At 28.7% G+C, this 14,665-nt stretch carries 12 protein-coding genes; 3 read left to right on the top strand and 9 right to left on the bottom strand.

What is annotated here, in order from left to right; translation table 11 throughout:
• From L8V77_RS06220 to L8V77_RS06210, 3 genes are all read left to right on the top strand, one after another.
• Positions 1-1,496 (top strand): N-acetylmuramoyl-L-alanine amidase family protein (locus tag L8V77_RS06220; RefSeq protein ID WP_263707189.1); only part of this gene is annotated, 1,496 nt, incomplete at its 5' end.
• The gene (gene mnmC / locus L8V77_RS06215) at positions 1,493-3,331 is read left to right on the top strand and encodes a bifunctional tRNA (5-methylaminomethyl-2-thiouridine)(34)-methyltransferase MnmD/FAD-dependent 5-carboxymethylaminomethyl-2-thiouridine(34) oxidoreductase MnmC (RefSeq protein ID WP_263707188.1); all 1,839 of its coding nucleotides are present in this window, start codon (positions 1,493-1,495) and stop codon (positions 3,329-3,331) included. The genes L8V77_RS06220 and mnmC, both read left to right, overlap by 4 nt.
• 131 nt (positions 3,332-3,462) lie before the next feature.
• Positions 3,463-4,293, top strand: coding sequence for a hypothetical protein (locus L8V77_RS06210; RefSeq protein WP_263707186.1), 831 nt, complete (start codon positions 3,463-3,465; stop codon positions 4,291-4,293).
• On the opposite strand, the gene rseP is transcribed toward L8V77_RS06210, so the two are convergent.
• Genes rseP through murJ form a run of 9 tightly spaced genes read right to left on the bottom strand, consistent with a single transcriptional unit; the run spans position 4,290 to position 14,596 of the window.
• Positions 4,290-5,396 (bottom strand): RIP metalloprotease RseP, encoded by a 1,107-nt coding sequence (rseP, locus tag L8V77_RS06205; RefSeq protein WP_263707185.1) that lies wholly within the window; start codon positions 5,394-5,396, stop codon positions 4,290-4,292. The genes L8V77_RS06210 and rseP overlap by 4 nt on opposite strands.
• Before the next feature lies 1 nt (position 5,397).
• Positions 5,398-5,928: a CDP-diacylglycerol--glycerol-3-phosphate 3-phosphatidyltransferase gene (gene pgsA, locus L8V77_RS06200; RefSeq protein WP_263707184.1), complete on the bottom strand. Its 531-nt coding sequence runs from the start codon at positions 5,926-5,928 to the stop codon at positions 5,398-5,400.
• 51 nt (positions 5,929-5,979) lie between these two features.
• The gene (locus L8V77_RS06195; protein ID WP_087689753.1) at positions 5,980-6,759 is read right to left on the bottom strand and encodes an enoyl-ACP reductase; all 780 of its coding nucleotides are present in this window, start codon (positions 6,757-6,759) and stop codon (positions 5,980-5,982) included.
• Entirely contained in the window at positions 6,759-7,655 is an 897-nt protein-coding gene (dapA, locus tag L8V77_RS06190; RefSeq protein WP_039666865.1) for a 4-hydroxy-tetrahydrodipicolinate synthase, read from the bottom strand. Before dapA ends, L8V77_RS06195 begins: the two co-directional genes overlap by 1 nt.
• The gene (locus L8V77_RS06185) at positions 7,645-8,898 is read right to left on the bottom strand and encodes a M16 family metallopeptidase (RefSeq protein WP_263707183.1); all 1,254 of its coding nucleotides are present in this window, start codon (positions 8,896-8,898) and stop codon (positions 7,645-7,647) included. The genes dapA and L8V77_RS06185 overlap by 11 nt, the downstream gene beginning before the upstream one ends.
• Positions 8,895-9,953: a quinone-dependent dihydroorotate dehydrogenase gene (locus tag L8V77_RS06180; RefSeq protein WP_263707181.1), complete on the bottom strand. Its 1,059-nt coding sequence runs from the start codon at positions 9,951-9,953 to the stop codon at positions 8,895-8,897. The genes L8V77_RS06185 and L8V77_RS06180 overlap by 4 nt, the downstream gene beginning before the upstream one ends.
• 51 nt (positions 9,954-10,004) lie before the next feature.
• Complete coding sequence (locus tag L8V77_RS06175; protein ID WP_263707180.1) at positions 10,005-11,768, bottom strand: ABC transporter ATP-binding protein; 1,764 nt, start codon at positions 11,766-11,768, stop codon at positions 10,005-10,007.
• Positions 11,761-13,143 (bottom strand): cysteine--tRNA ligase, encoded by a 1,383-nt coding sequence (gene cysS / locus L8V77_RS06170; RefSeq protein ID WP_263707179.1) that lies wholly within the window; start codon positions 13,141-13,143, stop codon positions 11,761-11,763. The genes L8V77_RS06175 and cysS overlap by 8 nt, the downstream gene beginning before the upstream one ends.
• Positions 13,130-14,596: a murein biosynthesis integral membrane protein MurJ gene (murJ, locus tag L8V77_RS06165; protein WP_263707177.1), complete on the bottom strand. Its 1,467-nt coding sequence runs from the start codon at positions 14,594-14,596 to the stop codon at positions 13,130-13,132. Before murJ ends, cysS begins: the two co-directional genes overlap by 14 nt.
• Between the last annotated feature and the right edge of the window lie 69 nt (positions 14,597-14,665).

The following is a 14,665-nucleotide window of genomic DNA, read 5'->3' as shown; positions in this document are numbered from 1 at the left end:
AAAAAGAAGATAAAAAAGAAGATAAAAAAGAAGATAAAAAAGAAGATAAAAAAGCTCCGGTGCAAAAAGAGCTTTTTGTGCTTGATGTTAAAAAATTAGACAATGGCATCTTACTTGATTTGAGTGAAAAAATCAGTCAAAAAGACATTAAAAACTTTACTCTCAAAGGTGATAAAAATTTTCGTTATGTTGCAGATTTTGATGGAATTTTAAAAGGACCTAAGAGAAATTTTGAATTTAAAGATTTTGATATTATTGTGTCGCAATTTAACCCAACAAGTATGCGTTTGGTCTTAAGCTCAAAAAAAGAATTAAAGATCAAAATAGAGCTTAAAGAACAAAGTCTTTTTATGGGGCTTGAAAAAGTAGAAAAAAAAGAAGAATCCAAACCTATAGTTAAAAAACAAAATGAAGTCAAAAAAACAGAAGTTAAAAAAGAAGTTGTTAAAAATGAGCCTTTATATATTTTAAAATCAAGTAAAGATAAAAATGGTATTAATTTAAAATTAAACAATGATATTGATATTGAAGATATTAAAATCAATTCTTTTAAAGATGGTAAAACATATCGTTCTATTGTAAGCTTTGAAGCTATTTTAGAAGGTGATAGAAAAAAAATCGATATCAACAAAAATCAATCCATCACAATAGTGCAGTTTAATAAAACTACAGTAAGAGTTGTTTTAAATTCTACTAGTGATTTTAAAACTAATCTTGATTTAGACGATGAGGAATTATTTATAGGCTTTGAAAAAAAGGCTAAAAAAACACCGACAAAAACTACTTCAAAAACGGCAAAAACTACCATTAAAAAATCAGGTAAAATCATAGTAATTGACCCAGGTCATGGAGGTAAAGATCCAGGTACTTTGGGTGATAAGGGTGTTAGAGAAAAAGATGTAGTTTTAAGCGTGGCTTTAAAACTTGGTAATGAGCTTAAAAAACGCGGATATAGAATTTATTATACTAGAAGTACGGATAAATTTATAAACTTAAGAGATAGAACTTCTATGGCTAATGAAAAAATGGCAGATTTGTTTATTTCTATCCATGCTAATGCAGCTCCAAATAAACAAAGAGCTAAAACTTTACAAGGTATTGAAACTTTCTTCTTATCGCCTGCAAGAAGCGAAAGAAGCAAAAAAGCTGCTGAGTTGGAAAATCAATCTGATTTTGAAGAGATGAATTATTTTTCCAAACAAACCTTTTTAAATTTTTTAAACCGTGAAAAAATAGTTGCTTCAAATAAATTGGCTATTGATGTTCAAAAAAAGATTTTAAGTAATGTAAGAAAAAAATATAAAGTTGTGGATGGTGGGGTTAGAGAAGCTCCTTTTTGGGTTTTAGTGGGTGCGCAAATGCCTGCTATATTGATTGAAACAGGTTATATTAGTCATCCTAGTGAAAGAAATAGATTAACAAATAAAAATTTCCAAGAATTATTAGCCATTGGTATTGCTAATGGCATAGAGAGTTATTTTTATAAAAATCAATGAAAAAAGCAAATATTATCATTAAAAACAATGCACCTTTTTCTTTAGATTTTGATGATTATTATTTTAATTCTAGCGATGGTTTAAGTGAGAGTGAATTTATCTACACTAATGCTTTTGAATTTCAAACAAAACAAACTATCATTGCAGAGCTTGGTTTTGGTATAGGTTTAAATTTTTTCCTTACTTTAAGGCGTTTTATAAAGGAAAAAAAAGAAAATCAAAGGCTATTTTATCTTAGTTTTGAAAATTTTTATATAGAAAAAGAAACATTAAGAGAAATTTATAAAAATCTTGGTTTTTATGAGGAATTTGAAGAGCTTTTAGAACAGTTTTTAAAATTTTATCCCCCATGTAAAGATGGAGTTTATAGATTTTATTTTCAAGATTGTTTTTTAGACTTGATATTTGGTAATGCTAAAGAAAAGTTACAAAATTTAGACTTTAAAGCTGATATTTGGTATCTAGATGGTTTTGCTCCTGCTAAAAATCAAGAGATGTTTGATGAGGATATTATAAACAAAGTTGCTAAAAATTCAAAAATAAATGCTAAGATTTTAACCTTTTCTTCTGCAAGCATTTTAAAAAAAGCTTTAATTAATAATAATTTTCAAGTACAAAAGATCAAAGGTTTTAAAAAAAGAGAAATGATACAGGCTATTTTTAATGGCCTTGAGTTTGAAGATAAGCTTGCTTATTTTAACACTCCATGTTTGAAAAAAGAGATACAAAAAATAGCCATCATCGGAGCAGGTATAGCCGGAGCTAGTATAGCTTATGAGCTTTCTTTAAGAAATGTTCAAGTAGATGTTTTTGAAAAAGAAAATTCATTAGGAAAAGGTGCTTCTGGAAATATCAATGGAATTTTAAGCTCTTTGATTTTAAAACCTGATGTATTATTGGGTGAGTTTTCTCAATATGTTTTTTTAGAGGCTAGTAGATTTTATAGGCAAATTTTAGGTTTAATTCCTCAAGGAGTTTATGAATTTGCTCATAATGAACTTATACAAGAGCGTTTTGATAGTCAAAAAGATAATGTTTTATTTGAAATTATTAACAACCAAGCCTTTTTAAAAGATGGAGCTTGCATAAAACCCCAAGAGCTTGTAAAAACTCTTTTACAAAAAAGCAAGGCTAGGGTGTTTTTTGAGTATGAATTTAAAGACTATTCTTATGAAAATGAAAAGTTTTCTTTGCAATTTAATAATCAAAAAACATTAAAAGATTATGATGTGTTAATTTATGCTCAAGGTGCTGATGTTAAGAATTTTTTAGAGTATAAATATATGAAATTAAGCAGTGTTAGAGGGCAATGTACTCATTTAAAACCATTTTTAAAAAATTCTCATGCCTTATCTTCAAAAGGTTATATTTGTCCTATCAATGAAGAATTGAATTTGCAACTTATTGGTGCAAGTTATGATAGGCTTAATCAAGATACAACGCTTTTAAAAAATGATGATTTGCAAAATATTGAAAATATAAAAGAATTTTTACAAGGTGAGAATTTAGAAATTATGGGTGGAAAAGTAGGATTTAGATCGTATTCTAGTGATAGATTTGCCATAATAGGTCAAGCCTATGATGAAAATTTTTATATGCAAAATTACAAAGCACTTTTATGGCATAAAAATAAAAGTCAAGTAGAGCCAAATGATTTTATTCCTTTGTATTTTTCTATTGCTCATGGATCTAGGGCTTTTGCTAGTGCTATTATTGGAGCTAGAATGCTTAGTGCATTAATCTTTGATGAACCAAAAATAGAAAAAGATTTTTTATATGCTACTCATCCTGCTAGATTTTTAATCAGAATGCTAAAAAAAGGAAAAATTTTATAACAAGTAGTTTTTTTGTTTGAAATGCTATTAGCTATATTGTAAAAATATAATGCTATTATAAATATAGAGTTAGCAATATTTCATAATAAATGTGAAATTTTGCATCTTTAGAATAATACATTAGAGGTTGAGTGAAAAAATACATTTTTTTAAGCTGTATATGCATAAATGCATTTGCTTTAAATTTAGAAGAAAGCTTAGGTGAGGGTGAGGCTAATATTAGCAAATATCAAAAGTCAAACACTGTTTCTAAGCAAGTATTTTTTCAAAAACCACAAGAATACCAAGCTCAAAGTACAGATCTTAGTTCTTTTGCTAGTAATTCTTTAGGTCAAGTTTTAAATTTAAGCTCTAAGGATAAAACAGAAGCAAGTTTAGACTACAATGCTTTGAGTGTTAATATAAAAAATATCAATTCGATATTAGATTATGATAATGCTACCTTACTTTTAGAAAAACAAGCAAGAATAGATCAAGCAGAGCAGGCATATTCTTTAGGGCTTATTAATCGTTATGAATTTGATGAGTTTAATTTTGGTTTTAATTATTTTAATGATCAGTATAAAGAAGCTTATGAAAAAAATAGTTTTGGTGCTGAATTTCAATTTAGTCATTATTTTAAAGCATATGCTAATCATTATAAGATCAAAGAAAACGATAGCGATGATAGTACAGAACTTGGAGTTGTATTTGACTTGCCATATTTGAATGTTTTAAATGTAAATTCTAATATAAAAGAATTACAAAACCAATATAACATTACTTATTCTCCAATTTCTATTTTAGATTTATCACTTAATTATCAAGATGAAAAAACTAACGCCAAAGATCAAACAGCAATGTGGGTAAGATTTAGACTAAATTATGAGCAAAGTTTAAGTAAGCAATTTTATAATAGCTTTTACCGTAAAAACAATATAGGCGAATTTAACCGTTATGATTTTGCTACTAGGACTTATTAATTACTCATAAAACGAGCAATATCATTATAAGTTATAAACACCATTAAACTTAAAAGCAAAGCCATGCCAAAATAACTAAGATATTCAAAACATACCTTTGGTACTTCTTTTTTAAAGATTAGCTCATAAAGGTTAAAAAGTATATGTCCTCCATCTAGTGCTGGGATAGGAAGTAAATTTAATACTCCAAGGTTGATAGAAATTAAAGCTGTGATTAAAAATAAAACCACTATGCCAGTGTTTGCTGCTTTGGAGGTTATATCTACCATAGTGATGATTCCACCCATGTTTTTAGCGTCTAACTCCCCGCTGATGATTTTAGCAAGGCCTTTAAAAATAAGCAAAGAAGCCTCTATACTTTCTTCATAAGCGTATTTTAAACTACTAATTCCTGGATGATAAATAGTAACAAACTCACCCTTAGGTGCTATGCCAATTAGTGGTTTTTGAACTTTTTGATAAAACTCATTATAACCTTGATCAATTTGCGGGGTTAGGGTGAGGTTGATGAGTTTACCATCGCGTTCTATGCTAAGTAGGGTTGGTTTTATATGTACAAGTTTGCCAATTTCTTCAAAGCTTTGAATTTTAACTCCATCTATAGCTAGGATTTTATCTCCAATTTGTAAATTTGCTTTTTGTGCAGCTGAATTTGGTGCTATATTGCCAATAACAGGTGCAAGTTTTTGCACACCTAAAAAACCTATGGCTATATAAAGTAAAAATGCTAGAAAAAAGTTAAAAAATGGTCCTGCGAAAAGTATGTAAATTCTAGCTAAAGGACTTAAAGTGTTATAGCTATTTGGTTCGTAATTTTTTTCGCTAGGATTTAAATCATCTTGTCCTTTGAGTTTAACATAACCACCAAAAGGTAGAGCAGATAAGTGATATTCTGTGTTTTTGTAAGTTTTTTTAAAAACAGCTCTTCCAAAGCCTATACTAAAAATTTCTACATCTACTTTCATATGTTTTGCGGCTAGAAAATGTCCTAACTCGTGAAAAAAAATTAAAAAAGATATAACCAAAAGCGTTATTAAAAAGCTAAAAGAATAAAATTTAAAGCCAATGGCTAAGATAATAAATAAAAATAAATATGATTTCAAATTATACCTTTTTTAAATGTTTTGTATAAGCTAGTAAGTATTCAAAAGCCGAATAAAGTGTAAGTACTAAGGCAATAAACAACAATGTATTGGCAAAAGGCCATTGCATGATTAAAAATATAATGGCTATCATTTGAAAGGTTGTTTTTATTTTTCCTGCAAAAGAAGCACTTACATCAAATTTTTCACTCACCATAACCACTCTAAAACCGGTTATAAAAAACTCTCTTACTAGAATAATATAAATCATCCAAGGATCGGCTTTTTGGGTGAGTAATAATCCTAAAAAAGCAGCCAAAACAAGCATTTTATCTGCTAGTGGATCTATAATAGCTCCAAGTTTTGTAGTTTGATTCCAAGTTCTTGCAATATAACCATCAAAAAAATCAGTCAAGGCAGCTATACCAAAAACAACACAAGCAAAATAATTTACCCAACTGGGATGAATATTTTCAAAATCATTAATAAGTAAAAAAAACAAAAGTGGAGCTAATAATATCCTTATAAATGCTAAGATATTAGGTAAATTCATTGTTTATTAATCCTTGTGTTTAAAGAAAATACCCCAAAATGGGGTAATGAATTATTTAAAAGTGGTACCACCATCTACGATTAAGGTGTGTCCTGTGATCCAATTTGCTTTATCAGAACATAAAAATAAACATGCTCCTGCTAAATCTTGAGGTTGTCCAATACGGTTTAATGGACTAAGATTAATAGTTGCATTTTTAACTTCTTCATAATTTGTGAATGCTTTAAGCGCGTCAGTGTCAATTGGTCCACCACTTACTACATTTACACGGATGTTTTTAGAACCAAGTTCAGTTGCAGCATATCTTGCCATAGCTTCTACCGCCGCTTTAGCTGTACCGTGTCCTGCATAGTTTTCAATATGTACTAAATTTCCTGTTGAAGAAATAGATAATATACTACCCCCGCCGACTTTTTCCATTCTTTTTGCTGCTTCTTGTGCTCCAACAACAAAAGCATTTACAGTTGCTGTGAAGATATTATTAATACCTTTTGGCTTTAATTTCATAAATTTAGTATATCCACCTACAACAGCACGACCTGAGATAATAGCATTAGAGATGAAAAAATCTATTCTGTCAAAATCTTGATCGATTTTTTCAAATAATTCTTTATAAGTTTCTGGTTCAAGTATGTTAAACTCATAAGCCTTTGCTTTGATTTTATAGTTATTTTCTAAATCTTTTACAATTTCTTGAGCTAAATCTGCGTTAGAATTATAAGTAAAAGCTACATTGGCTCCTGCTTTTGCAAACTCATATACAATAGCTTTACCAATCCCTCTTGTTCCACCGCTAATTACTAAAGTTTTATTTTGAAAAAAAGTATCCATTAAAATCCTTTGATATTATAGTTTTTCATAATCGCTTCTATTTTTGCTAAATTGCAATCACTAGGTTTACAAAGTGGCAAACGATATTCTAAGGTAGGAGTTAAACCTGCTATATACATTGCTGCTTTAATAGGTATAGGATTGCTTTCGCAAAATAAAATTTTATTGATATTATACAACTCATCATTAATTTTTTTAGCTTCGATGTATTTTTCTTCTAAAGCTAGATGAGTTAATTTTGAAATCATATCAGGAAGTAAATTTGAAGTAACTGAAATCACACCTTTACCGCCATTTGAAAGTATAGGATAATTAATCGCATCTTCTCCGCTTAAAAGCATCATTCTAGGCTCATGTGCTAGCAAATCAACGCATTTATCAATGCTCCCGCTAGCTTCTTTTACCCCATAAATATTTTCACAATCTCTAAACAATCTTATAATGGTTTCTGTTTGAAGCTCACAACCTGTTCTTCCTGGGACATTATATAAAAGTACAGGTATATCTATGCTTTTTGCTATTTCTTTATAATGTAAATACAAACCTTCTTGTGTGGGTTTGTTATAGTATGGAGTAACGCTTAAAATACCATCAGCTCCATGCTCTTGTGCAAATTTAGCCAAACTTACAGCCTCATGTGTAGCATTGCTTCCTGCTCCTGCTAAAACCTTACAAGAACTTCCCTTGCAAGCATCTAATGCTATTTCTATACAAATTCTATGTTCTTCATGGGTTAAAGTGGCACTTTCTCCGGTTGTTCCAACAGGCACTACTGCATCAATCCCATTTGCTATTTGTCTTTTGATGAGTTTGTGGTAAGTTTGTTCATCTAATTTTCCATTTTTAAATGGAGTTATTAAAGCTGTCATTGCTCCTATGATGATTTTATTGTCCATTTTCACCCCTTTTTAAGATTATTGTAGTAGATTTGTTTTCATTGAAATATTTTCTAGCACAATGAATTAAATCATCTTTGCTTAGATTTTCTATATTTTTTTCATAATCAAGTAAAGGTTTTAAATCACCTTTAGCAAGATAAGATCCATAAATATTTGCAACGCTACTTGCATTGCTTAGTGAAAAAATAAAATCACTTTTTACAGTATTTTTGATTTTTTCCATGATAGTATCATCAAATTTAGCATTTTTTACATCTTCAAGAATTTTTAAAAGCTCTTTTTCAACATCTTCTGCTTTTACACCTTCATTGCAAACACAAATAAATATAAATAAATTCTCATCTATATTTTCACTTGCATAAACATAAAATTCATTGATAAGTTCTAATTTATCAATTAAAATTTCACTTATTAAAGAACTTTTTCCATTTCCCAAAAGTTCGCTTAATGCACAAAGTTTTGGCATATCTTCATGATTAAATGCAGGAATTTTATATGCAAGTGCTAGCAATTGTGTATCGCTTTCTTTATGCAAGATCACGCGTTTAGCACCATCTTGCTCAGGTTCTTTTTCATGAACTATAGGGATTTCTTTGGTATTTTTTATATCTTGAAAATGCTTTTTAGCTAAAGTAAATACTTCATCTTCATCAATATCACCACTCACAAGCAAAATAGCATTTTTAGGTTGATAAAAAGTTTGATGAAAATCTTGTATATCTTCTATTTTCCAATTTTGTATATCTTTAAAAAAGCCTATCGGGGTCCAGTGATATGGATGATGTAAAAAGGCATGATTGTATAATCTAAAATACAAATATCCCAAAGGATTATTATCAGTTCTCCAACGCCTTTCTTCTAAAACTACATTTCTTTCAGGTTGAAACTCATCATCTTTTAAATTTAAATTACGCATTAATTCAGCAAAAAGCCATAAAGATTTATCTAAATTTTCACTAGAGCATTTTATAAAATAATGCGTATAGTCAAAGCCCGTACTTGCATTATCCACTCCGCCAAAACCCTTGACTATCTCATCAAATTCACCTGCTTTTAAATTTTTTGTACTTTTAAAATTTAAATGTTCAAGCATATGGGCTATGCCGCTTTTTCCCATTTTTTCATTTCTTGAGCCAACTTTATAAAAAATATCTACACTTATAACTCCGCTTTTTTTATTTACAGGTAAAGTATAGACTTCAAGTTTATTTTCAAGGGTGATTTTTTTATAATTAATCATTTAAAATTAACTCCTATAGCTTGACTAATATGATTAAAACCATCTTGTTTTAAAAGCTCGATTAAACCTTGATTGATATTTTTAACAATGCTTGGTCCTTTAAAAATCATAGCTGTATAAATTTGAACCAAACTAGCCCCGTTTTTAATGCGCTCATAAGCAAGTTCAGCACTATCTATGCCTCCACTTGCTATTAAAATAGTATCTTGATAAATTTCTTTAGCTACTTCTTTAAAAAATGTCGCACTTTTCTGGGTGATTAATCTACCACTAATTCCGCCAAAAGTTCTTGTATTATCAATCAAAGAATAATCTATACTAGTATTTGCCATGATAATACCATCAGCTTTTGCACTAATAGCGCTTTTACAAAGTGAAATTGCGCTGTCTATATTCATATCTGGAGCAATTTTTAAAATCACAGGTTTATTCGTGATTTCTTTTGCTTGGTTAAATAAAGTACTTACAAATTCCTCGCTTTGTAAATCTCTTAAATTTTTGGTATTTGGAGAGGAGATATTAATCACAAATAAATCACATAAATCTTTAAATTCTTTTAATAAAATAATATAATCATTAATAGCTTCTTCATTTGGAGTGATTTTGTTTTTACCTATATTTGCCACTAAAGGTATGCTAAAAGGATAGACTTTTTTTACTTCTTTTGCAATGGCGTCTTTACCTTTATTATTAAAACCCATAGCATTTTGAATACTTTCTTGTTCAACAAGTCTAAAAAGTCTAGGTTTTTCATTACCATTTTGAGGTTTTGGAGTAAAAGTTCCATACTCTAAAAAACCAAAACCTAAAGCACTTAGTGGTCTTATCATGGTTGCATTTTTATCAAAACCACCTGCTAAACCCACAGGATTATAAAAATTCAGATTAAAAATTTCTTGATTTAAAATTTCATCATTTATTACACAGTCTTTTGCAAAAAAACTAAGCCCTCCAGGAAATATACAATCTAGCGTCCGCATACTAAATTCAGCCAGAGCATGAGCATTTTCTGGATCTAATTTATATATTAAAGGTTTTAAGCTGTCATAAGTCATATTTTTCCTTTATTTGCAAAATAGCATATTGTACTAAAAAAATGATAATTTTTAGTTTTCATTTTCTTTGACTTTATCAGTTTTTTGTGCTTTTTGTTTTAATTTTTGATAAATTTCACAATGTTGCATTAAATAAGCATCATTTCCTATAGAAGCTATTTTTCCTTTATCAAGCACAGCAATTTTATCAGCATTTTCTATAGTGCTAAGTCTATGAGCGATGATGAGTATCAAACGATCTTTTTTTAAGCTTTCTATAGTTCTTACTATGGCTTTTTCGCTTTCATTGTCAAGTGCTGAGGTTGCTTCATCAAAAATTAAAATTTGAGGATTTTTATATAAAGCCCTTGCTATAGCAATGCGTTGTTTTTGTCCACCTGAGAGATTTTTTCCATGTTCTTTTAATTCAGTATGTATACCACCAAGTTCTTGAACAAAATCATAAGCATTAGCTTGTTTTAAAACCTCTATTACACGTGCTTCATCGTATTCTTTAGCATAAGCAATATTTTGGGCTATAGTGTCATTAAATATATAAATATTTTGAGTTACCAAAGAGATATTTTCTCTTAAACTAACAATATCAAAAGAGCTAATATCTTTTTGATTGATTAAAATTTCACCGCTATCTTTTTCAAAAAAATACATTAAAAGATTAATAATAGAAGATTTCCCGCCACCACTTGATCCAACTAAGGCTAGAATTTCTCCTTTGTTAAAAGAAAAATTTACATCTTTTAATACCATTTTATCTTTTTGATAGCTTAAAGAGACATTTTTAAAATGGATATTTTGGATATTTTCTGTAAGTTTTTCTTCACCACCTTTAATTTGCGGTTCTAAATCAGTTAGATAGAAAGTTCTCTCACTTGCTGCTACTGCATTTTGTAATCTTGTATAAAGTGAAGAAAGTCTTTTAATAGGAGTATAAGCCATAAATAAAGCTGTAGTAAAACTAAAAAAAGAACCTATGCTTAAATTTCCATCAATTACTTCTTTACCGCCTACTATAATCACCACTGCAAAGCCAATTGAACCCATAGATTCCATTAAAGGGCTACTTAAAGCTTCGATTCTAGTGCCTTTTAAGGAAAGTTTGCAAACTTCGCTATTGGTTTGGCTGAATTTTTGCATTTCATTTTCACCTGCATTAGAAGCTTTAATAAGTTCTATATTAGAAAAGATTTCGCTTAATCTTGAAGTAAGATCAGAATTTTTTTCTTGGGTATTGCGTCCTATTTTTTTGATTTTTTTTGCAAAAATAGCAAGGGGATAGATTGCTAAAGGTAAAATTACTAAAGCAAAAAAAGCAAGCTCTGGGCTTTGATAAATTACCACGCTTAAAAGTCCAATGGCAGTTAAACTTTCTCTTAAAATTTCAGGTATGATAGTAGAAACTATATTTTGCAAAGCTCCAATATCAGAAGTACAACGACTAATTAATTCCCCACTTCTGTATTTATGAAAAAAACTCATATCTAAGCGCAAAAGATTGCCAAGGACTAGTTCTCTTAATCTTCTTAAAATATCTGTTCCAACATAAGATATATAATAAACTTGCATATAAGCACCAAGATTTTTTAAAGCATAAATTAAAATCACCAATAAAGGCATATAATAAAGCAATTGAGCATTTTTTTCTATAAAAATTTTATTTAAAATAGGCTCTATGATGTATGCACTAGCAGCTGTTCCACCACTAGTTAAAAGCATGCCAATGATAGCTAAAACAAAATAAAACCAATAATCTTTATAATAAGGCTTAAAGCGAGTAAATACCTCTTTAAGCTTCATTTCTTTGTAATTTTTATCCATTTTTCTCCCATACCACACCATTTGGTGTATCCATTAAAAGAATATTCTCTTTAGCTAAATCATCACGAATTTGATCTGCTAAGGCATAGTTTTTTTCTTGTTTTGCCTTGTTGCGTAGAGCAATTTTTTCTTCTATTTCTTGACATTTTTCTTCACTAATGCCAAATTGAAAATATTTTATAGTATCTATAAAACCTATACCAAAAATAAAAGAAAGTTCTTTTAAGGTTTTTTCTAATTGTATTTTATAAGTTTTGTCTTTTGGGTTTTGATCTAAGTAAATATTACTTTCATTGATAAACTCATCAAGTAAAGCTAAGGCTTTAGAGGCATTTAAATCATCATTTAAAACTTCTAAGATATTTTTAGCTACTTCACTTTCTATGGTAGTTTTTTCATCTATAAAAGCATTTAAATTTAAGCGTTTTTTTAAACGGTAAAATTTATCAAGTCTTTTTTTAGCAGCTTGTAAGTCTTCTAAAGCATAGTTAAAATGCGCTCTATAATGCACACTTAAAAGATAAAATCTCAAAACCTCTCCACTAAAAAGTTTTAAAGAATCTTTTAGAAAAAAGCTATTTCCCAAGCTTTTACTCATTTTTTCACCATTAATTTGTACAAAGCCATTATGCAACCAAAAATTAGCTAATTCATGATTGTTTTTACAACGACACTGACAAGCTTCGTTTTCATGATGAGGAAAAAGTAAGTCTATGCCCCCTGCATGAATGTCAAGTTTATCTTTAAAAATACTTTCTATCATCACAACACATTCTGTGTGCCAGCCTGGTCTTCCTTTGCCAAAACTTGCAGGATAAAATTTTTCATCAAATTTCCATAAAACAAAATCGCTATCATTTTTTTTGGCTACACTTTCTTCTAAGCGTGATTGATTATCTTCTAAATTTCTTTTAGAGATATAAAAGTATTTATCATCTTTGCTAGTATCAAAATAAATTCCATCTTCAAGTTTATAAGCTAGGTTTAATTCTAAAAGTTTTTCTATATATATAATCATTTGCTCAATATAAGCTGTAGCTTTTGGTTTAAAATCAGGTTCTAAGATATTAAGCGCTTGCATATCTTCTTCATATCTTTTAATATAAAAATTTGTAATTTCTTCTAAACTTTTACCACTCTCTTGCATTTTTTTTAAGATTTTATCATCAATATCAGTGTAATTTCTAGCAAAAACCACTTTATAATCATTTGCTAGCAAAACTCTTCTTAAAAAATCAAAACACACGCTACTTCTTGCATGTCCTAAATGTGCATCATCATATACAGTAGGCCCGCATAGATAAATGTTTGCTTTTTTTGCCTCATTTGGGATAAATTCGTATTTTTTCTTTAAAACACTATCAAAAAAAACCATTAAAATAAACCTTTAAAAAATGATAAATTCCAATTAAAAATTGTATTAAAATATCTTTAATTTCAAATAAGCCTAGAGCAAATAAACTTAAAAATACTATACTAATAAGCCAAAATTTAACCCTAAAAATACCCCAAAGATTTTTAAAGCCAAATTCTTTAATATTAGCATATAATAAATAAAAAGCACTAATAGATGAAGCTAATGCAATGCCTAAGCTCTTATAAGCTTCTTCTTTGATAAGTAAAATAATCACTATACTAAAAAATGCTGAAATAAAAAGTGTTTTAAAGGCTATTATAGCGGCTATTTTTTGTTTAAATTTAGCATAAAGCCACAAAGAGAAAAGTTTTTGCAAACCAAAAGGTAAAAGTCCTAAAAGATAAGCTTGTAATAAAAATGCAGTGATTTTTGTATCTTCTTGATTAAAATTTCCTCTTTGAAATAAAAACTCCACAATTTCTTTAGCTAAGATAATCCCAACTATACTAGCTAAAATCAAAAGCACACTTAAATATTCAAAAGCTTTTTGCATAAAAGCCAAGGCTTTTTGTTCTTCATTTGCTTTTAAATGTCTTAGTATTTTGGGAAAACTTACTTGACTTAGAGCGATTGCAAAAAGAGCCAAAGGAAGCTGAAAAACTCTGTTAGAGTAATACAAATACGAAATACTTCCAGCCATTAAAAAACTAGCTATAGTAGTATCTAGTAATGAACTAATTTGATTTGCCGAAGAGCCTAAAAGTCCATGAGTAAATGTAGAGTGGAACTTATCTAAATTAGTCTTTGTTTTTTTAAGTTTTATGCTTAAATACATACTTTTTAAAATTCTAGTATTTTTTAAAGCAAAAATATGCCATATAAGTTGAGCTAGACCACTTAAAACAGTCGCATATGAAAAATAATACAAAGCTTCTAAAGGTTTATCTTGAGTGACAAAAAATCCGGCAATCACAACAAAAAGATTAAAAAATGAAGCAGAAAAAGAAGTGATGAAAAAATTTTGTTTATAATTTAACAAAGAGCCTAAAAAAGTTACTAAAAAAATAAAAAACAAATACCAAAAATTAATAGAAACTAAAGGTGCGGCTAGAATAATTGTTTCTTTATTAAAACCAAAGGCAAAAATCTTTGTAAAAAATTCAGTAAAAAAACTCACTAAAACACAGGTTAAAAAAACAATAATACTAAATTGCAATAAGACATTTATACAAAAAGCGCCTTTTTTACTTGCTTTTAAAAAACTTGGTAAAAAAGCTTGTCCAAATGCCCCTTCTGCAAAAATTCTTCTAAAAAAAGCAGGCATTTTTAAAGCCACAAAGAAAATATCGCTATAAATTCCAGCACCTAAATATAAAGCTAAAACAATATCTCTTAAAACACCCATAATCCTAGAAAATAAAATTCCTAAGGCATTGATGATAAAATTTTTAAAAATAATATTTTTTCTCATTAATTTTCATTCTTTAAATATTAGTTTGAGTATTATAAAATTTTTTAGTAGCAATAATTTTAACTAAAT

The organism is Campylobacter sp. IFREMER_LSEM_CL2127, from assembly GCF_025771745.1.
GTDB lineage: Bacteria > Campylobacterota > Campylobacteria > Campylobacterales > Campylobacteraceae > Campylobacter_D.
The sequence above is the reverse complement of the archived record's forward strand: the minus strand, read 5'-3'. Positions and strand labels throughout refer to the sequence as shown.